Origin of the sequence: Nonomuraea fastidiosa (assembly GCF_042751225.1) — a bacterium.
Taxonomy (GTDB): domain Bacteria; phylum Actinomycetota; class Actinomycetes; order Streptosporangiales; family Streptosporangiaceae; genus Nonomuraea; species Nonomuraea fastidiosa.
Genome location: NZ_CP170570.1, coordinates 2,894,273 through 2,912,874, shown reverse-complemented (window position 1 = coordinate 2,912,874; position 18,602 = coordinate 2,894,273). Strand labels below are relative to the sequence as shown.

At 72.6% G+C, this 18,602-nt stretch carries 21 protein-coding genes; 13 read left to right on the top strand and 8 right to left on the bottom strand.

The window, feature by feature from the left end; all coding sequences use genetic code 11:
- Positions 1 to 2: 2 nt before the first annotated feature.
- A complete protein-coding gene (locus ACFMQL_RS13225; RefSeq protein WP_364064344.1) occupies positions 3 to 485 on the bottom strand; it encodes an MSMEG_6728 family protein in 483 nt (160 codons plus the stop codon).
- A 77-nt stretch (positions 486 to 562) separates the two neighbouring features.
- Here ACFMQL_RS13225 and ACFMQL_RS13220 point away from each other — a divergent pair, with 77 nt between their 5' ends.
- Positions 563 to 2,863 (top strand): xanthine dehydrogenase family protein molybdopterin-binding subunit, encoded by a 2,301-nt coding sequence (locus ACFMQL_RS13220; RefSeq protein WP_378785809.1) that lies wholly within the window; start codon positions 563 to 565, stop codon positions 2,861 to 2,863.
- A 216-nt stretch (positions 2,864 to 3,079) separates the two neighbouring features.
- On the opposite strand, the gene ACFMQL_RS13215 is transcribed toward ACFMQL_RS13220, so the two are convergent.
- Complete coding sequence (locus tag ACFMQL_RS13215; RefSeq protein WP_364064338.1) at positions 3,080 to 3,241, bottom strand: hypothetical protein; 162 nt, start codon at positions 3,239 to 3,241, stop codon at positions 3,080 to 3,082.
- 231 nt (positions 3,242 to 3,472) lie between these two features.
- Between ACFMQL_RS13215 and ACFMQL_RS13210 the strand changes: the two genes are divergently transcribed.
- From ACFMQL_RS13210 to ACFMQL_RS13170, 9 genes are all read left to right on the top strand, one after another.
- Positions 3,473 to 3,940 carry an ATP-binding protein gene (locus ACFMQL_RS13210; RefSeq protein WP_364064335.1) on the top strand — a complete coding sequence of 156 codons (468 nt, stop codon included), beginning with the start codon at positions 3,473 to 3,475 and terminating at the stop codon, positions 3,938 to 3,940.
- 23 nt (positions 3,941 to 3,963) lie between these two features.
- A complete protein-coding gene (locus tag ACFMQL_RS13205) occupies positions 3,964 to 4,296 on the top strand; it encodes a hypothetical protein (RefSeq protein WP_364064332.1) in 333 nt (110 codons plus the stop codon).
- A gap of 56 nt (positions 4,297 to 4,352) precedes the next feature.
- Entirely contained in the window at positions 4,353 to 5,327 is a 975-nt protein-coding gene (locus ACFMQL_RS13200; RefSeq protein ID WP_378785808.1) for a helix-turn-helix transcriptional regulator, read from the top strand.
- A 185-nt stretch (positions 5,328 to 5,512) separates the two neighbouring features.
- Entirely contained in the window at positions 5,513 to 5,905 is a 393-nt protein-coding gene (locus tag ACFMQL_RS13195) for an STAS domain-containing protein (RefSeq protein ID WP_364064326.1), read from the top strand.
- Positions 5,906 to 5,974: 69 nt separating this feature from the next.
- Positions 5,975 to 6,148, top strand: a complete 174-nt coding sequence (locus tag ACFMQL_RS13190) for a hypothetical protein (RefSeq protein ID WP_364064323.1) — start codon at positions 5,975 to 5,977, stop codon at positions 6,146 to 6,148.
- Positions 6,149 to 6,396: 248 nt separating this feature from the next.
- Positions 6,397 to 7,062, top strand: coding sequence for a glycosyltransferase family 2 protein (locus ACFMQL_RS13185; RefSeq protein WP_364064320.1), 666 nt, complete (start codon positions 6,397 to 6,399; stop codon positions 7,060 to 7,062).
- Positions 7,059 to 7,721, top strand: coding sequence for a TIGR04282 family arsenosugar biosynthesis glycosyltransferase (locus ACFMQL_RS13180; protein ID WP_364064317.1), 663 nt, complete (start codon positions 7,059 to 7,061; stop codon positions 7,719 to 7,721). Before ACFMQL_RS13185 ends, ACFMQL_RS13180 begins: the two co-directional genes overlap by 4 nt.
- Positions 7,718 to 8,707, top strand: a complete 990-nt coding sequence (locus tag ACFMQL_RS13175; protein ID WP_364064314.1) for an NAD-dependent epimerase/dehydratase family protein — start codon at positions 7,718 to 7,720, stop codon at positions 8,705 to 8,707. Before ACFMQL_RS13180 ends, ACFMQL_RS13175 begins: the two co-directional genes overlap by 4 nt.
- A 5-nt stretch (positions 8,708 to 8,712) precedes the next feature.
- Positions 8,713 to 10,119: a glycosyltransferase 87 family protein gene (locus tag ACFMQL_RS13170; protein ID WP_378785807.1), complete on the top strand. Its 1,407-nt coding sequence runs from the start codon at positions 8,713 to 8,715 to the stop codon at positions 10,117 to 10,119.
- Positions 10,120 to 10,131: 12 nt separating this feature from the next.
- On the opposite strand, the gene ACFMQL_RS13165 is transcribed toward ACFMQL_RS13170, so the two are convergent.
- The 3 genes from ACFMQL_RS13165 to ACFMQL_RS13155 form a co-directional block, all read right to left on the bottom strand.
- Entirely contained in the window at positions 10,132 to 10,743 is a 612-nt protein-coding gene (locus tag ACFMQL_RS13165) for an SAM-dependent methyltransferase (protein WP_378785806.1), read from the bottom strand.
- A 133-nt stretch (positions 10,744 to 10,876) separates the two neighbouring features.
- Positions 10,877 to 11,320, bottom strand: coding sequence for a hypothetical protein (locus tag ACFMQL_RS13160; protein ID WP_378785805.1), 444 nt, complete (start codon positions 11,318 to 11,320; stop codon positions 10,877 to 10,879).
- On the bottom strand, positions 11,317 to 12,642 hold the full coding sequence (locus ACFMQL_RS13155; protein WP_378785804.1) for a molybdopterin-dependent oxidoreductase: 1,326 nt from the start codon (positions 12,640 to 12,642) through the stop codon (positions 11,317 to 11,319). The genes ACFMQL_RS13160 and ACFMQL_RS13155 overlap by 4 nt, the downstream gene beginning before the upstream one ends.
- A 252-nt stretch (positions 12,643 to 12,894) precedes the next feature.
- Here ACFMQL_RS13155 and ACFMQL_RS13150 point away from each other — a divergent pair, with 252 nt between their 5' ends.
- The 3 genes from ACFMQL_RS13150 (at position 12,895) to ACFMQL_RS13140 (ending at position 14,580) form a co-directional block, all read left to right on the top strand.
- Entirely contained in the window at positions 12,895 to 13,380 is a 486-nt protein-coding gene (locus tag ACFMQL_RS13150) for a hypothetical protein (protein WP_364064299.1), read from the top strand.
- Positions 13,381 to 13,518: 138 nt separating this feature from the next.
- On the top strand, positions 13,519 to 13,947 hold the full coding sequence (locus ACFMQL_RS13145) for an organic hydroperoxide resistance protein (RefSeq protein WP_364064296.1): 429 nt from the start codon (positions 13,519 to 13,521) through the stop codon (positions 13,945 to 13,947).
- Between the two features lie 75 nt (positions 13,948 to 14,022).
- Entirely contained in the window at positions 14,023 to 14,580 is a 558-nt protein-coding gene (locus ACFMQL_RS13140; protein WP_364064293.1) for a hypothetical protein, read from the top strand.
- A 215-nt stretch (positions 14,581 to 14,795) separates the two neighbouring features.
- Here ACFMQL_RS13140 and ACFMQL_RS13135 read toward each other — a convergent pair whose 3' ends face one another.
- The 3 genes from ACFMQL_RS13135 to ACFMQL_RS13125 form a co-directional block, all read right to left on the bottom strand.
- Positions 14,796 to 16,013 (bottom strand): phosphatidylserine/phosphatidylglycerophosphate/cardiolipin synthase family protein, encoded by a 1,218-nt coding sequence (locus ACFMQL_RS13135; protein ID WP_378785803.1) that lies wholly within the window; start codon positions 16,011 to 16,013, stop codon positions 14,796 to 14,798.
- Between the two features lie 224 nt (positions 16,014 to 16,237).
- Entirely contained in the window at positions 16,238 to 17,749 is a 1,512-nt protein-coding gene (locus tag ACFMQL_RS13130) for an ABC transporter substrate-binding protein (protein WP_378785802.1), read from the bottom strand.
- A gap of 42 nt (positions 17,750 to 17,791) precedes the next feature.
- On the bottom strand, positions 17,792 to 18,589 hold the full coding sequence (locus ACFMQL_RS13125; protein ID WP_378785801.1) for an endonuclease/exonuclease/phosphatase family protein: 798 nt from the start codon (positions 18,587 to 18,589) through the stop codon (positions 17,792 to 17,794).
- Positions 18,590 to 18,602: the final 13 nt, after the last annotated feature.

The window sequence follows — 18,602 nt, the reverse complement described above, 5'->3', positions numbered from 1 at the left end:
GTTCATGGCGGCGGGTCGGGCAGGCGGTCGGAGCGCGGCCAGACGTACGGGAGGTCGTCCGGCTCGTGGTCGCCGAAGACCGGGCGGTAGAAGCCGGGGTCCTTGCGCAGCAGCGCCGAGCGGTGGCTGAGGTGCAGCGCCTCGTCGCCGAGCCAGGGCGGCAGCTCGCCGGCCGCCGCGAGCTCGCTCTGATCGCGTACGCCCGGCCTGCCCAGATGTGCGGCCAGCTCCGTGGTCATCGTGCCCGCGCACGTGTCGGGGCGGTCCAGGGAGCACCAGCGCACGCACACCTCAAGGCCGTAGCGGACGAGGGCCTCCTCGTAACCGGCCCACATCTTGACGACGGGGTGGTGCCGCCAGCCGTACCCGGGGACGGTGAGGGCGCGCAGCACCTGGAGCGCCTCGACGCGCTGCTTGCCGAGACGGAGCGGGTCGAGGACCGCCGCCGATGCCGCGAAATCCGGATAAGGCAGGAATGTTTGCATCGGTCCGTCCCCCCGCTGACGTGCTCCTTCTCGCGGATCGTATAGACCGGCCGCCGCCCGGCGCTCACAATCAGGCCATGGGAGACGCCTATGTCGGCGCTCGGACGCCGCGACGGGAAGACGCCAGGCTACTGACAGGAAAGGGACGATACGTCGGCACGGTGCGCCTGCCCGGCGCGCTCCACGCGTACGTGCTGCGCAGCCCCATCGCCCACGGCCGGTTCCTCGGCTGCGACGCCAAGGCGGTCAGGGCCGTCGAGGGGGTGATCGACGTCATCACCCCAGAAGAGGCCGCCGGCCTGCGCCTGCCCTGCGTCAGCGTGTCGCCGGGGCAGCGGCTCACCTCCTATCCGGTGCTCGACGACACGATCAGGTACGCGGGCCAGCCGCTCGCCGTCGTCGTCGCCCGCACGCCCGAGGCCGCGAGGGACGCGGCCGACCTGCTGGATCCGCACCTCGACGAGCTGCCCGCCGTCGTCGGCGTCGAACGCGCCATCGCCGAGGACGCGCCCGCGATCTATCCGGAGCTCGGCGGGAACGTGGCCGCCGACTTCACCGTGGGCGACGCGGACTGCGCGGCCGTCATCGACGGGGCCGAGCACGTGGTCGAGATGACGTTCAGGATGGGCAGGGTCTCGCCGTACCCGATGGAGCCGCGCGGCGTGGTGGCCTCCTACGACGGCGATGAGCTGACCGTCCACTGCTCGTCGCAGGCGCCCCACCACGTACGCGAGCACCTGGCCGACGCGTTCGGCATGGCACACGACCGGATCAGGGTGATCAGCCGCGACATCGGCGGCGGGTTCGGCGGCAAGGAGCACGTCTACCCCGACGAGGCGCTGATCTGCCTGGCCGCGATGCGCACCGGCCGCCCGGTGGCCTGGACGGAGCAGCCAGGCGACCGGGTGGTGGCCACGCTGCCCGCCCGGCAGGCCGTGCACCGGGCGCGGCTCGCGCTCGACGGCGACGGGCGCTTCCTCGCCATGGACGTGGACGTGCTCGGCGACCTCGGCGCCCACCCGTCGAACGTGGGCTGCTCGACGTTCGCGGTGACCGCCACGCTGCTGCCGGGCCCGTACCGGTTCGACCGGTTCGCCGTGCGGGTGCGCGGTGTCGTCACGACGACCACGCCCACCGGCTCCTACCGCGGCTTCGGCCAGCCCGAGGCCACCCTGACCAGGGAGCGGCTCATCGACGAGGCGGCGCGCAGGCTCGGCATCGACCGGATCGAGCTGCGGCTGCGCAACATGTACCGGCCGGAGGAGCTGCCCTGCACGACCCGGGTGTTCCAGGCGTACGACTCCGGCGACTACCCGCGCGCCCTGCGCACGCTCAAGGACATGGTCCGCCCGGTCGCCAAGGACGACGGGCGCAGGCGCGGCATCGGCTACTCCTGCCACGTCGAGTCCACCGGCATGGGGCCGTCGATGGACATGAAGGCGATCGGCATGCTGGCCGGCGGCTACGAGAGCGCCGTGCTGCGCATGGAGCAGGACGCCTCCGTGGTCGTCTCATCCGGTGTCGTCTCCATCGGCCAGGGCATCGAGACGACGCTCGCCCAGCTCGCCGCCGACCGTATGGGCGTGCCCATCGAGTCCGTACGCGTGGTGCTCGGCGACACGGCATCGACCCCGTACTCGTCGATCGGGTCGGTCGCCAGCCGCTCGCTGCCGGTCGGCGGCGGCGCGCTCACGCAGGCGGCCGACCGGCTGCGCGGCAAGCTGCTCGCCATCGCCGCGCACCGCCTGGAGGCGGCGGCCGAGGACCTGGAGATCGCCGACGGCTCGGTGCGGGTGAAGGGCGACCCGCGGGCATCGGTGCCGCTGAAGGAGCTGGCCACCTCGGCGTGGCGCGGCTGGGACCTGCCCGACGGCATGCAGCCCGGCCTGGAGGAGCGGGTCAGCTACGACCCGCCCGGCTACACGTTCGCGTACGGGGCGCACGCGGCGGCCGTGGCCGTCGATCCGGAGACCGGGGCCGTCGAGGTCGAGGGCTACTGGGTGGTCAACGACTCCGGCGTGCTGGTCAACCCCACCGTCGTCGAAGGGCAGCTGCGCGGCGCCGTGGCCCAGGGCATCGGGCAGGCGCTCACCGAGGAGATCGTCTACACCGACGAGGGCCAGCCGATCACCGAGTACCTGCTGCCGACCACGCGCGAGGTGCCCGACATCGAGATCACGATGCTGGAGACGCCCTCGCCGGTGACGCCGGGCGGCATGAAGGGCGCCGGAGAGGCGGGGACGATCGGGCCGCCCGCGGCCATCGCCAACGCGGTCGCCGACGCGCTCCCCGAGATCGCCGGGTCGGTCACGCAGGTGCCGCTCACCCCGCAGACCGTCTGGTCCCTGCTTCAGGACGCTCGCGGTACGTCCGAGTAGTGGGCGCGCGCCCGGGGGATGCGCTGCCGGCCCGGGCGCGGCCTGGAATGTTAGCCGGGGCCGGGCACGGATGTCAGATCGGGGCCTGGCTTTGAGACGTCAGGCCAGGTCAGGCTTCGGTTGACAGACCGCGGCCGGGGTCGTGTGTCCCGTCCGGCCGAGTTGGATGTCAGGCCGGGGCCGGGGTCGTGTGTCCGGTCGGGCCGGGCTCAGGTGTCAGGCCGGGGCCGGGCCGCCGGTGAGGTCCTCCAGGGCCTTGCCCGACTCCGACAGCGCCTGCTCCAGCGCCTGCCGGCCGGCGGGCTTGTGCTCGGCCTCGGGCCGCTTGCGGCGCTTGGCGGCGTCGTTCTTGGGTGCGTTGCGGTCTGCACTGCTCATGCGGGTGTCCGTACCCGGCCGCGTACGGCCGTGCGCGGCGGCGGGCGAAACCCTGCCGAATTCTCCCCGAATCTTTGACCCGTTCGGGCCTTTCGTGCGTACAGGTTTCGACGGCCGTGTACGTCGACCCCTAGGCAGGTCCTCTTGTTGAGCGAAACGCGCCGCCCTTCAGCACCGGAAGGACCGGAAGGACCGGAAGCGCACAGACCGGAAAGACCGGAAAGAGACGCCATGACCAGGCTGCGATCGACTCGCCGGAGCCGTAAGCAGTACGCCTGGCCGCTGCCCGAGGACGCACGGACGGCAGGCCACGCCCGGGCTCTCATGCGAGAACGACTGACGGAACTCGCCCTCCCACCCGACCTGGTTGACGACGCCGTGCTCATGGTGAGCGAGCTGGTCACCAACGCCCTCATGTACGGAGACGACCCGTACGAGCTGCTGCTGCACGTGGACGCCAAGGAGATCATGTGCGCCGTCGTGGACGGCAGCCCGCTGCTGCCCGCCCAGGCCCCGCACGACCTCGCCGCCGAGCACGGTCGCGGCCTGCGCATCGTGGCCCGCCTCTCCGACGGCTTCTACGGCTGCCACCCCCAGCGTTACGCCACCCGGCCCGACCTGGTCGGCAAGGCCACCTGGTTCGCGATCCCGCGCGAGGGCACGGCGGGCAACGTCGTGCCGCTCAGAGCGGGCCTTTGACCCGCCTGCGTGATAATCGGGGGGTGTCGCGGCCTTCGAGGCGTTCGTTACTGCGGTTCGGCGGCGTGGCCGTGGCCGGGACGATCGGGGCGCTCGCGCCCGCGCGGGCGGCGTACACGCCGGACACCGCGTTCGTGCTGCTGCGCCGCCGCCGGCGGGAGGTGACGGCGGGGCCGCCCCACGACCCGGAGGCCCGCCCCTACCGCGCGCTGGGCCGGGCCGCCGCCCGCCACCTCGCCACCATGGACCCCCGCTCGTCCTCGCTCTGGGGTCCCCGGCGTGTGGCCGCGCTGTGGGGGGTGACGGCAGGGGCGGCAGCGGATGAGGGCGCGGGTGTGTGGCAGGAACTCGCATGATCCGTGACCAGGGCGCGCCTTACCATCGCGGGAGGGGCTGACGAGCGGAGCGTCCGATGGAGCCGTTGACCTTCGAAAGCCGTGATCTCGGCCAGACCGAGGAGTTCCTCAGCAGGGCGTACGCCAAGATGCGCATCGGATCCGACGTGGCCAGCCCGCGCACCCGCGTCTCGCGCCGCGTCATGGGGGCGGTGATCGCCGACCGCCTGGAGTTCGACTACGACATGAGCTACGCGGTGAACCCGCTCGGCAGGGTCTGCCTGCTCCTCGTCGAGTCGGGCAGCATCGTCAACCGGGTCGCGGGCGAAGACGAGGACGTCTTCGTGCCGGGCGACGCGGTGCTGCTCAGCCCCCCTGACCGGCCCTACAGCGGGCGGCTCCGCCGCGCCGGCTACAGCATCGTCATGTTCGACACCGGGCTGCTCCAGCAGGTGGCGGCCACGCTGCCCGGCCGCCGGGCCGAGCAGATCCGCCTGCTCGGGCACCGTCCCGTCTCGGCCTCGGCCGCGCGGCACCTGCGCCGCACGATCGCGTACGTACGCGACGACGTCCTGTCGGACCCCGACCTGGCCGCGGAGCCGCTCGTCGCCGCCGGTGCCGGGCAGTTACTCGCCGCCACCGTGCTCGCCGCCCTGCCCAGCAACGCCGCCCTGCCCAGCAACGCCGCCCTGCCCGGCGACGAGGCCGCCGCCGATCGCCGCGACGCCCACACCCAGACGCTCCGCCGCGCCGTCGCGTTCATCGAGGAGCACGCCGACGCGCCGCTCGGCATCGCGGAGATCGCCGCCGCCGCCCGCGTCAGCCCGCGCGCCCTCCAGTACGCCTTCCGCCGCCACCTGAACACCACCCCGCTCGGCTACCTGCGCCGCGTGCGCCTCGCCAGGGCCCACGACGAGCTGCGCGCCGGCGACCCCGCCACCCTCACCGTCGCCGCGGTCGCCGCCCGCTGGGGCTTCTTCCACCCCGGCCGCTTCGCCTCCTCGTACCGGGCCGCGTACGGCTGCGCGCCCAGCGAGACCCTGAACGCCTGAGCTTTCGCTCCGTGACCCGCCCCGCTTCGCTCCACGTGCTGACCGGCCCCTGACTAGGGACGAAAGTGGACCGAAGACGCACCGCGCCGAGCACGCACGCCGACCACCACGGAGCTTGAGCTGGAACGCAACCCGCCCCGACACCATCGACCCCGGCCCGCCGCCTCGCCCCATGCCGCACCGCCATGTCGTCGCCCCTGAGCTACACCCGCCGCGACCTGCCCGGCGGCCTTCTCATCGCCGTGCGGGGCGAACTCGACTCCACCAACGAGCGCGGCCTTGAGTCGTACGTCCACGAGCACCTCCGCCCCGGCGACGACCTGATCCTGGACGTGGGCGGCGTGACCTTCATCGACAGCCATGGGCTCTACCTGCTGCTCCGGCTCGACGCCGCCGTCCGCGACCAGGGCGGCGCGCTCCGCTTGGCCGCCGTCCAGGCCGCGCCCGCGCGGGTGCTGCGCATCAGCGGCGTCGGCCAGGCGCTCGACATCCGCCCCGACGTTCAGGCGGCCGTCCAGGGCATGCGCGGCGAGCACGCGAACGGCCCCGCCGCCCGTGCCGACCGCCGCTCGACATGACATCTGTCATCCGGCTTCCATGATTGCGGCCTCTACCGTGCTGATCGGCCGCGCGGCCACGATGGTGACATGACGAAGGGCGACAAGACCTCCCCCAACTGGACGCTCGGACTGGCCACCGGCCTGACCATCGGCGTCGCCTTCGGCGCCACCGTTGACAACCCCTGGCTGGCGATCGCGATGTCGCTGTTCTTCTCGGTCGCGTTCGCACACGCCCTGGCCAGACCCGAGAGCGATTCCTGAGGACGTACGACGGGCCCCGGGGCCGAGGCGCTGAGACCACGCGCACAGGCGGCCGGCGGCGCAGGCGGTCCGCGGGCGCCGGTCTCCCACGGTGGTCCGTGGGCGTCGGAACAGGCGGCCAGCGGGCGTCGGCCTCCTGCGGTGGCCGTTCCCGGGGGCCAGGAATGCCCTCATAGCAGGTAATTTCTCGGGAAGACCGCCCTGTCCCGGCACCGGGTGCGGGCGGCGGGCGGCCTAGCGTCGGCGGCATGAAGATCGACGTGGTGCTGCCGTGCCTGAACGAGGCGGCGGCCCTCTCGTGGGTGCTCGGGCGCATGCCGGACGGCTTCCACCCGATCGTGGTGGACAACGGCTCGACCGACGGGTCCGCGCGGATCGCCGCCGAGCTGGGTGCGACGGTGGTGACCGAGCCCAGGCGCGGGTTCGGGGCCGCCTGCCACGCCGGGCTTGAGGCGGCGGCCTCCGACGTCGTGTGCTTCATGGACGCCGACGCCTCGCTCGACCCCGCCCAGCTACCCCGGGTGTCCGATCCGGTGACGGCGGGGGAGCGCGACCTGATGCTGGGCCGCCGCATCCTGGCGCCCGGCGCCTCCTGGCCACTGCACGCCCGGCTCGGCAACGCCGTGCTCGCCGGGGTGCTGCGCCGCCGTACCGGGGTTCCGCTGCGCGACCTGGGGCCGATGCGGGCGGCGCGGCGCGTACCGCTGCTCGGACTGGGACTGATCGACCGGCGCTTCGGCTACCCGCTGGAGATGGTGCTGCGCGCCGGGGCGGCGGGCTGGCGCATCGGCGAGATCGACGTCGACTACCTGCCGCGCCGGGGCAAATCCAAGGTGACCGGCACGGTACGCGGCACGCTGCGCGCGGTCGGCGACATGCGCCGCGTCATGACCCGCCAAGGCCGGGCCGCGTGACCGCCCCGCCGCTCCCCGCCGCACCCGGCGGGCAGGTGATCGTGATCGCCAAGGAGCCCGTTCCAGGCAGGGTGAAGACCCGGCTTGTGCCGCCGCTCACCCCCGAGGAGGCCGCCGCGCTGGCAGGCGCCGCGCTGGAGGACACGTTGCGGACCGTCGCCGAGGTGCCCGCCGCGGGGCGGGTGCTGGCGCTCGACGGCGCGCCGGGGCCGTGGCTGCCCGCCGGGTTCACCGTGCTGCCGCAGCGCGGGGACGGGCTGGACGAGCGGCTGGCGGCGGCGTTCGAGGACGCGCACCGGCTGCGGCCCGGCCCCATGGTGCTCATCGGCATGGACACCCCGCAGGTCGCTCCGGGCATGCTGGCCGACGCGCTGGCCCGGCTCGGCCGGTACGACGCGGTGTTCGGCCCCGCGACCGACGGCGGCTTCTGGCTGCTCGGGCTGCGCATCCCCGCCACCGCGCTGCTGCTCGGCGTACCGATGTCGGACCCCAGCACGGGCGAGATCCAGCTGCGCAGGCTGAAGGAGGCCGGGATGAGCGTCGCGCTGATGCCGTGCCTGACCGATGTGGACACCATGGCGGACGCGATCGAGGTGGCGAGGCTGGCCCCGGGCTCCCGCTACGCCGCCGCCCTCGCGGGAACGGGAGCGCGACGATGACGGCGATCCTGGTGACCGGCTCGGCCGGGTTCATCGGCGGTCACGTGGTGGCGGCGCTGGAGGCGCGCGGCCACGAAGTGATCGGCTTCGACCTGCGTACGGGCGACGACGTGCGCGACGCCGCCAGGCTCGATCAGGTGCTGCCCGGCGTCGGCGCGGTCGTCCACCAGGCGGCCAAGGTGGGGCTCGGCGTGGACGTCGCCGACCTGCCCGACTACGCCTCGATCAACGTGTACGGCACGGCGGTCCTGCTCGCCGCGATGGCCAGGCACGGCGTGGAGCGGCTGGTGCTGGCCTCGTCGATGGTGGTCTACGGGGAGGGCGCCTACGACTGCGCCAGGCACGGCCGGGTACGCCCGGGCCCGCGCTCGGCCGACGATCTGGCGCGGGGGCTCTTCGAGCCGCGCTGCCCGGAGTGCGGCGATCAGGTGGTGCTCGCCGAGATCGGCGAGGACGCCCCGCTGGACCCGCGCAACGCGTACGCGACGACCAAGCTCGCCCAGGAGCACCTGGCCGCCAACTGGGCCCGCGAGACCGGCGGCACGGCGGTGGCCTTGCGGTACCACAACGTGTACGGGCCGGGGATGCCGCGCGACACGCCGTACTCGGGGGTGGCGGCGATCTTCCGGTCGGCGCTGGAGGCGGGTCGCGCGCCGCGCGTCTTCGAGGACGGCGGGCAGACGCGCGACTTCGTGCACGTACGGGACGTCGCCGACGCCAACGCCCTCGCGCTGGCCGCAGGGACGCCCGGCACGCTGGCCGCGTACAACGTCGCGAGCGGCACCCCGCACACCGTCGGCGACCTGGCCGAGGCGCTCGCGGCCGAACGCGGCGGGCCCGCCCCGGTCGTCACCGGCGAGTACCGGCTGGGCGATGTCCGCCACATCGTGGCCAGCTCGCGCCGTGCGGCGGCCGAGCTGGGCTTCCAGGCGCGCATCGGCTTCGCGGAAGGCATCAAGGAGTTCGCCACCGCCTCCTTGGCCTGACCACCATGCTCACCCCCACCCCGCCGCGCGACGGAAACCGTCCGAAGCCGCCCGTCCACCGGCCGGGCCGGGTGTCCGGGTGTGCTGCCGTCGCGTGGGTGCTGCTGGCCGGCCTGGTCGGCGCGCTGGTGCTGACGGTCACGGCGGGGTCGCTCACCGGGGACTTCTCGGCGCTGATCCGCTGGTACGCGGTGTCGTGGGTGCTGTTCGGCGCCGCCGTGTGGGCGCTACGGCGGGTGCCGTACAGGCAGGCGGTGTTCCTGCTGCTCGCGGGAGCCGTCGCGGTGCCGGCGACCGGGCTGCTCGCGCCCCCGACGACCAGTACCGACTCCTATCGATACGTCTGGGACGGCCGGGTGCAGGCGGCGGGGGTCTCCCCGTACGAGCACGCCCCCGGCGATCCCGCGCTGGCGGGGCTGCGCGACCCCTGGCTGTTCCCGACCGGCGCGGCCTGCCATCACCCGTACCGGTACCCCGTCCACGACCCCGAGGGGTGCACGCGCATCAACCGCCCGGCCGTGCACACGATCTACCCGCCGCTGGCGGAGGCGTACTTCCTGGTCGTGCACCTGCTCTCGCCCGAAGAGAGCCGATACAAGCCGCTCCAGGTGGGTGGCGCGCTGCTGGCGCTGGCGACGTCGCTGGTGCTGCTGCGGGCGCTACGCCGCAGCAGGCGTGGCCCGGTCCTGGCGGCCTGCTGGGCGTGGTGCCCGGCGGTGCCGCTGGAAGCGGTCAGCAACGCCCACGCCGACGTCCTGGCCGTGCTGCTCGCCGTCCTCGGCCTGACGGTCGTCGCCCGGCGCGGGGCGGGCGGCGGGGCGCTGCTCGGCGCGGCGATCGCGGTCAAGTTCCTGCCCGCGCTCGCGGTGCCGGGCGCGCTGTCCGGCCTGCTCTCTCGCCGAGCGCCTATGCGGGATGCGGCGGCGGTGCTCGGGGCCGCCGCGCTGGTCGTCGGGATCGCCTATCTGCCGTACGCGCTCGCGACCGGCGCTGGCTCCGTGCTCGGCTACCTGTTCGGCTACCTCGACGAGGAGGGGTACGCCGCGTCCGGCGGCGGACGGTACGCGCTGCTGCGCCTGGCCGTGCCGGACGCGGCGGCCGGGCCGGTGGCGCTCGCGGCCGTCGCGGTCACGGCGCTGTTCGTGCTCCGCCGCGGCGACCCCGAACGGCCGTGGCGCGGGGCGCTGACGGTGACCGGGGCGGCGTTCCTTGCGTTCACGCCGGGCTACCCCTGGTACGCCCTGCTGCTGGTGGCGCTGGTCGCGCTCGACGGGCGGTGGGAGTGGCTGGGCGTCCCGGTCGCGAGCACGGCCGCGTACCTCGGGGTCGATGACGGTACGGCGGCGTACGCGGTGGCGGCGGGTGTGGCGTTGGCGGGGGCCGCCGTGCGTGCGGCCGGCAGCCGGTCATGAAGCAGCAGGTGGTCAGGACAGGGCCGCGAACCAGCGGCGTGCCACGCTCCACTGCTCCACGTGCGGAAACCCGCACCGCGTAGCAAGAGACTCGATGTCGTCGGCGGAGACGGTGGCCCAGCTGAACCATTCACCGGTACGGCCGTCGTGGCGCAGCCGTACCCGGTCGATGGAGCTCTTGGTGCCGGGCGGGCACAGCTCGGTCAGTACGGTCCCGCCGGGCTTGACGAGCTGCCGCAGGCGGCGCAGCAGTGCGACGGGGTCGCCGCCGATGCCGATGTTGCCGTCGGTCAGCAGGGCTTCGGCCCAGCGTCCTGCACCCGGGATCGGGTCGAAGACGCAGCGTTGCAGGGCCAGGCCGCCGGCTCGCAGGGTGAGCTCGACGGCGAGCGGGGTGACGTCGATACCGAGCGCGAAGATGCCGCGCCGGGTGAGCGCCACGGTCAGCCGGCCGGGCCCCGAGCCGACGTCGAGGGTGGGGCCGCCGCAGCGGGCCAGGATGCACTCGTCGCCTTCGATGGGCCGCAGCCACCGCTGGGCGGCGAGCGGCGTGACGCGGCCGTCGGCGTATTCGACCTCCACGTATCCGCCGCGCAGGCCCTGCTCGTAAAGGGCGCCGATCATGCCGGCACGCCCTTTCCACGGCCCGGCCGGCCGGCTGGTAGGGGTGCGCCGCTCGGTGATCCGGCAGTTCCGCGGTTCTCGCCCGTGGTCACGGTCTCGCGGTCTCGCCCGGCGGCCGGTAGCAGCCGACCGCTCAACGATCCGGCCGTCCCGCGGCCCGCCGCCGCACCACGTAGAGCAGCCCGGAGGCGGCGAAGAGCACCAGGGTGACGAGCAGCCACCGCATCAGGTAGGGGGCGGTGCTCAGCCCGGCGGCCGAGCGGTAGTTCGCCTCTGCCCCGCCCAGGATGAGCGGGAACCACACCAGCAGAAGCAGCAGCGACAGCGCGGCGGGCACCCGTACGTGGTTGATCCAGCGGCGGCCGCGCAGCACGCCGTCGGCGGCCGTGTAGAGCGGCCACATCACGAGGTCGTGCAGGACGATGGCGCCGACGAACCAGACGGTGAAGCCCAGCAGGATGCCCGCATCCACCACCCGCGTCAAGGCATAGCCCGCCACGGTGAAGCAGGCCGCGAGCCCCAGGAGGTGCCAGGGGCGCGCGCCGTACGCGCGCCGCCACAGGCCCGGCCCGCTCACCGCTGCTCCCGGAAGAAGTCGAGCCTGTGCACCCACTTGGTGGTGTGCACGCCGGGCAGGTTCGGCGCCATGATCCGGGCGGGGAAGCCGTGGTCGAGCGACAGGTCGGCGCCGTTGACCCGCAGCGCGAGCAGCGAGCGCGGGTCGGCCACCTGCCGGGCGTTGAGCGATGCCGCGCCGAAGTAGCCCACCCGCTGCACAGACGTGGCCGTGACCCCGACCGTGCCCGGCGCGTAGCCGGCCAGCGCGGCGAGGTCGGCCAGCCGTACGCCCGTCCACTCCTGTTCGGTGGACCAGCCCTCCACGCAGGCGATGGGCAGCGCGTACGTGTGCGGCGGCATCGCCAGCAGCTCGGCCCTGGTCAGCACCACCGTCCTGGGCCCGGCGACGGTCAGCCGCCACGCGTCACCGGTGTCGGCCGCGGTCACGCCGAGGCTGGCCGCCGTCTTGTTGATCTGGAAGTCGTTCGGGCCAGGACCGTAGTCGCGGCCGCGCGGGGCGAGCAGCGCGGTACGGCGCAGCGGCCCGTCCAGCGTCTGCCCCACCGACAGCCCGAACATCAGCGCCGAGCCGCCGCCGACGAAGGCGAGCAGGCCGCGCCGCGACATCGTGGGCGCGGCCGGGTGTGTGGCCACCAGACCGTCGGGGTCGGGCGGCTCAGGCCGCGTGCCGTCCAGTCCGGTACGCAGCTCGCGCAGGAAGTCCCTGGACCGCAGCGCCCGCACGGCCTTGGGCAGCTTCAGCGCGACGTGCACGGCGAGCGCCGCCAGGAAGATCCAGGCGCCGTAGAAGTGCGCCGGATAGAACGAGAACGGGAAAACGTAGAAGAGCTGGATGTTCAGGATCCCGGTGACGAACTGGAAGACCGCCCCGCCCACCAGCAGCACCAGGCTGAGCCGCTCCACGGCCTGCGCGACCGACCGCGCAGGCGGCCAGTCGAACAGCTTCGGGATCACCGACCAGAGCTTGGCCAGCAGCACCGGCACCAGCGTCAGCCCCAGAATGACGTGGGCGCCCTGGGTGACCCGGTAGAGCCAGGCGGGGTCCGCCGGCCACTCGAAGAGGTAGAAGCCCAGCAGCCCCTTGCCCGGCGTGGTGTCGTTGCCCGGCAGGCGGGGCTCGTACGCGGCGTACGACAGCAACCCGGTGATCGCGACGACGGCCAGGCCGACCAGCAGCACCATGCCGAAGACCGCTGTGAGCCACGGGCCGCGCAGCGGGCTGCGCCAGAAGCCGGGGCGGAACGGCCCGGGAGGGCCCGCCCGCCACCACCGCTCGAGCGTCTTTCTCCCGAAGGCGGGTCCAGGCGGCTTGTCAGGCACTGGTACCCCCCGGAAAAGCGTCGTCGCCTCGTGCTGGTGTCCTTACCGCGAGTAGCGTCTGTGATGCCCGGCCTCGGTAAACATTGCGGCAGGCTGTCCCTTTCACACCTTCCTGGTGACACGCTTGTTGACATAGTGCAACGTTCTGATTGCACACCGTAGACGGCTCGCGGAGTGCCGGACCCCGCCGGGTGGCCGTCTGAAAGCCTGCAACTGCCGGGCAACCCCGAGACGAACCGGCCGGAGGGCGACATGAACGAGGCCACCGCGCGTCTGCTGTTCGCGGCCGTGGAGCGGCTGGAGGCGGACATCGCGGCCCTGGAGTGCCCGGCCATGGTCGCCATCGAGGGCAGGGGCAGGCTGCTGCTGAGCGCCTACGACTACCTGCGCGACGTCCGTGCGGCGCAGGCGTTCGAGGTCATGGCGGCCGAGCGGGCGCTCGCGCTCGGTGCGGACCGCTGGGTGCTGACCGTGCCGCAGGTGTGGCTGTTCCAGCCGCCCGGCACGATCGCCGTCCGCCCGCTCGGCGGCGGCCCGCTGCGCGAGGGCGAGCATGAGGCCATCACGTGGATGAGCTTCGACCGTGCCGACGGCATCGACTACGGCCGGGTCGCGTACGTACGCCGCCCCAAGGGCGAGCCCGTCTTCGACGACCCGGAGATGTTCGACGTCGGGGTCACTCCCACCGGCACGATGCCCGGGTTCACGCTGCTCCAGCGCTATTTGGCGGCCGGATGAACCTGTCTTCGCGCGCTATCCGGCGGCCTGCCGGCCCCTGCTCCCAGCCCTAGGTAGAACGTTCGGTCTTGACGGTGCAGCACCCTTAGGTGCATGATGCAAAAGATAGAACGTTCGGTCTACCTCTGAAGGAACGTCATGAGCGAGACTCTGTACACCGGCATCGCCACCTCCACCGGCGACGGCAGGGCGGGAGGGCAGGCGAGGACCAGCGACGGCCTGCTCGACGTTTCCCTGGCCATCCCGAAGGAGATGGGCGGCCCCGGCGGCGCCACCAACCCCGAGCAGCTCTTCGCGGCCGGCTGGGCCTCCTGCTTCCACTCGGCGCTCAAGGCCGTCGCCGCCCAGCGCAAGACGCCCGTCACCGACTCGGCCGTCATCGCCGAGGTGCAGGTGCACCCCACCCCGGAGGGCGGATTCACGCTCAGCGCCGCCCTGCACGCCGAGCTGTCCGGCGTCTCACAGGAGGCGGCCGACGAGCTCGTCGAGGCCGCCCACGCCATCTGCCCTTACTCCAACGCCACGCGCGGCAACATCCCGGTCACGGTGGACGCGACCGTCGCATGAAGCCGGCGGCCGGGCCGTCCATGGACCCTCGGCCCGGCCGCCTCCCGCGCTGAAACACCATCTGAAAGGAACACCGTGACCACCGTCGACACCCCCACCACCCGCGGGATCGCGCAGGCGCTGCGCAGGCTCTACTTCGTGCGGTTCGCGTTCCAGCTCATCTGGGCCGGCCTGATCTTCGCCACCGCCGCGCAGCTCGGGCCGCTCGGCATCGCGCTCGTCGTCATCTACCCGCTGTTCGACGTCGCGGCGGCCATCGTGGACGCCCGCTCGTCCAAGGCCGGGGGCACTCCTTACGGCCTGTACGCCAACATCGCCATCAGCACCCTGGCCGCCATCGGCCTGGCCGTCGCGAGCGGCAACGGCGTCCCCGGCATCCTCGTCGTGTGGGGCGCCTGGGCCATCGTCGCCGGGCTCGTCCAGCTCGTCGTGGCCGTCGTACGGCGCAAGATGGGCGGCCAGTGGGCCATGATCCTCAGCGGCGGCATCTCCGTCCTGGCCGGCGGCTCGTTCATCATGGGCGCCTCCGCCCCGAACCCGATGCTGACCAACATCGCCGGCTACGCCGTGCTCGGCGGCATCTTCTTCCTCATCTCCGCCCTGCGGCTCGGCCGCGCCGCCAAGGGGGCGTGACGTGGACGCGTACGACGTCATCGTCATCGGCGCGGGACCCGTCGTACCCCACGGTCAGCGAGGTGTGGCTGCGGCTGCTCGAAGCCTATGGCCGCTGAACGTCCTCGCCCCGGCTCGGTGGAGGAGCCGGGGCAAGGACGCGGGGTGAGGATGCGGCTTGCTGCGGAACGAGCCGGGGCCAGGGCCGGGCGCCAGGACCAGCGCCAGGGCGCGGGTCAGGAGGCGGGCTGCGGCGCGACCCCGACCTCCCAGAGCCGGGCGAAGTTCGCCGCGTACGCCGCGACCACGCCCCGCTCGGAGAGCTCGACCATCGCCTCGTCGTTACGCCGCAGCGAGGTGGCGTTGAAGTTGTGGCTGCCGGTCATCACCCACCCCTTGCCCGAACCGGGCCCGGTCGAGTCGGTGACCACCATGTACTTCGAGTGGATCCGCCCGGCGGGCGTCGAGCCGTCCAGCGCCCGCCGCTCGATGCCGGCGGCGTCCAGCGCGGCCTTCACCGAGTCGTCGGCGAGGCCGTGCACCACGCGCACCTGGCAGCCCGCGGCCTTCAGCTTCGCCAGCTCGTCGACGATGGCGAGGCGGGTGCCGTCCCACTCGGACTGGCCGATCTCGACCCGGGTGCGTCCCTTGCTCTTGCAGCCGACCTCGGCGAGCCGCTGCGCGATCGGGTCGCGGTCGGCCACCGGGTAGAACTGCGCGGTGATCTTGCCCGCGGGCCCGCCGGCGACGACCGTGGTGTCGTAGTCGGGGTTCTGCACCTCGGCGGCGAGGTCGTCGAAGTACTTCGCGTAGCCCTGGAACAGCTCGCGGTTGCCGGGCAGCACGACCAGGTTGTTCCAGTAGCTGGTGGAGTTGACGTCGGTGATGTTGTTGGACGCCTGGACGACGACGTCGCGCTTGCCGCCGGTCTCCGAGAACAGCGTGAACTTGTTGTGCATGCCCTTGGTGCCCTGGCAGGAGGAGGTGTTCCCCTCCGGGCTCAGGTGGCTGCACACGTGCACCCACGACGTGGCCGACTTGTCGGTGCCGAGCGTGCCGATGAGCTGCTGGGCTGCGGGGTTGTCGATCTGGTAGCCGTCGATGACCATGCGCACCTCGACGCCGCGGCGGTAGGCGTCGAGCAGCACGGCCACGTAGTCGGCCCCGGCGTCGCCCGAGATGACGAACTCGGCGATCTCGATCGACGACCCGGCGGGAGCCTGCTTGATCAGCGAGCAGAGGCGCTCGACGACCGCGGTGGGGGTGCCCGCGACGGGGTCGTTGAAGGCGGCGCCGGTCTCGACCGGCACGGTCTCGGCGTTGCGGCAGGCGCTGCGGGCCGGCTCGGGCAGCGCGGCCTGCGCCGCCGGGCTGAGCAGCAACTGCCCGGACAGGGTCACCGCGGCGGCGAGCCCGGCGACCAGGGCGGGGTGCGGGGAACGGTTACGAGGCATGGAGTCTCTCCAATGCTGGGGGGTGGCTGGACGGGCGCAGGCGGGGTCGGCCCACGGACACCTGGGAGGATTCCGCCGGAACTCAGCCGACGGACGTCTGGGAGAAGTCCGGCGGTAGTCAATCGACGGACGTCTGGGAGAAGTCGGGCGGGAGTCGGCCGACGGGCGTCTGGGGGAAGTCGGGCGGGAGTCGGCCGACGGGCGTCTGGGAGAGATCCGGTGGGTCAGCCCACGGACACCTTCGAGAAGTCCGGACGTCCGCTGGCCGGCATCTCCAGTCCCTTGACGTCGTCGCGGACCGCGTAGTTGTTCTTGAGGTCCACCGGGTAGAGGCCGACCGCGTCATCCCAAATGATCTTGGCGGCCTGGGCGTACAGGTCCTTACGCTCGTTCTGGTCCAGCGACTCGCGGGCCTTGACGAGGATCTTGTCGAGGTCCTTGTTGCAGTAGCCCATCCGCTTGGCGTCGCAGTTGTAGAGGCGGTTGATCGTGAAGTCGGCGTCGCCGGTGCCGGTGGCGTTGGTCTGCAGGTTCATGTCCCAGTTGAGGGAGTTGAGGTCCTTCAGCCAGGTCGCCCGCTCCTTCTCCTGCGGCTGCACCTTGATGCCGACCTTCTCCCACGCCGAGATGAACGCCTGCGCCATGGGCCGGATGTTCGGCCCGCCCTCCAGCGGCCACTGGATCGTGGTGGTGATGCCCTGCGGGTAGCCGGCCTCGGCCAGCAGCTTCTTCGCCCGCTCAGGGTCGTACGCGTACGGCTCAAGCTGGGTCGCCCCGAAGACCGCCTGCGTGACCGGCGCCTGGCCGACCGTGCCGAGGTCGCCGAACAGGTCGCCGACGATGCTCTTGACGTCGATGGCGTGCAGCATGGCCTGGCGCACCTTGACGTCGTCGAACGGCTTGTTGTTCTGGTTGAACCACAGGAAGTAGTAGTTGTAGCTGGGGCCGGTGCCGTAGACGATGCCCGGCACGTCCTTCACCTCGGCCACCTGGTCCGGCGGGATCGAGGCCAGCACGTCCACCTCGTCGTTGTTGAGCGCGGTGATGCGGGCGGAGACCTCGGGCATGTTGAGGATCTCCAGCTTGTCCACCTTGGCCTTGTCGCCCCAGTACTGGTCGTTGCGGGTCAGCACCACCTTGTCGTCGGGGCTGAACGACTCGAACATGAACGGCCCGGTGCCGATCGGCTTCTGCCAGTACGCGTCGTCGTTGACCTTGTCGCCCTTGCCGATGAAGACCAGCGACAGCGTGCTCGGCAGCGTGCCGAGCGGCGACGAGGTGCGGAACGTCACCGTGTGGTCGTCGGTGGCCTGGATCTCCTCGATGCCGGTGAGCAGCGGGGCGAGCGACCCCTTGAGGCCGATCAGCCGCTCCACCGACCCCTTGACGTCCTTGGCGGTGAACGGCGTCCCGTCGGTGAACGTCACGCCCTCGCGCAGGTGGAACACCCAGGTCTTGTCGTCGGGGCTCTCCCACGACGTGGCCAGCTTCGGCTGCGGCTGACCGTCCACCATGACGGTGAGCGTCTCAAGGCTCTGCTGGACGGTGGTCTGCACCGCCTCCTCGGCCGGGTACTGCTGCACGTCCAGCGAGACGGGGAAGAGCTGCGGCGCGTAGCGCAGCACCTTCTCCCCGCCGCCGGAGTCACCGGATCCGCCGGAGCCGCCGCAGGCCGTGAGGCCCAGCACCAGAGCGGCTGCGACGAGACAGCCCATGGCCCGGGATCGTGAGATCATGCCTCTCTCTCCTTCATTCGTTCTTGCTGGTGCCGCGGCTGCTCACGCCGTCGCGGGGGGTGTCAAAGTGAAGGTCGCCGCCACGGGCTTGTGATCGGACGGCGCGTTCCCCGCCGAGAAGAACTCGACGACCTCGCTGGCCCGGGTGACGACGGGGCCGCGGGAGAAGATCCAGTCGATGGCCTTCGACGGCGACATGAGCGGGGAGAGACGCGTTCCGCGTTCGGCGGTGAACGGCAGCGGCGACACGGGGTGGGTGACCGGCGAGGTGCGCCCGAGCGCGGTGAACGAGTCGAGGAAGCCGCCGTTGCCGAGCGCCCACAGCGGCTGCCCGATGTCGTTGATGTCCACCGTGAACAGGCAGGCCGCGTCACCGGCGATCTCGTTCAGCGCCTCCACCACCCGCTCGGCCTGCCCGGCGCGCAGGTTGCGGCGGTCGGCCCGCTCCTGCGGGTGGCCCGGCCAGGTCAGGTGCGCGGTGGAGAACACCAGCGGCTGCGCGCTGCCGGTCCTCGGCCGCAGCCGCACCCAGAACAGCCCGGCGTGCTCGGCGAGGATGCCGACGTCGCGGAAGCCGTACTCGACGAGCTCGAACAGCTCCTCACGCCACCACAGGTTGCTCTGCGTGCCCCACCCGGGAAAGTCGTCGTGCACGCGCGCGTGCCCCGGCAGCATCTCGTCCACCACGGCGCGCGAGCGGGGGCGCAGCTCCTGCGTGGCCAGCAGGTCGGGCGGCCGGGTGGCGAACAGGTCGCGGATCGCCGGTTCTCGCTGCTCCAGGTGCGCGTCGCCCCACAGGTTGTAGGTCATCGCAACGAAGGTGAACGATCCGGTCAGCATGCTGAGAGGTCCT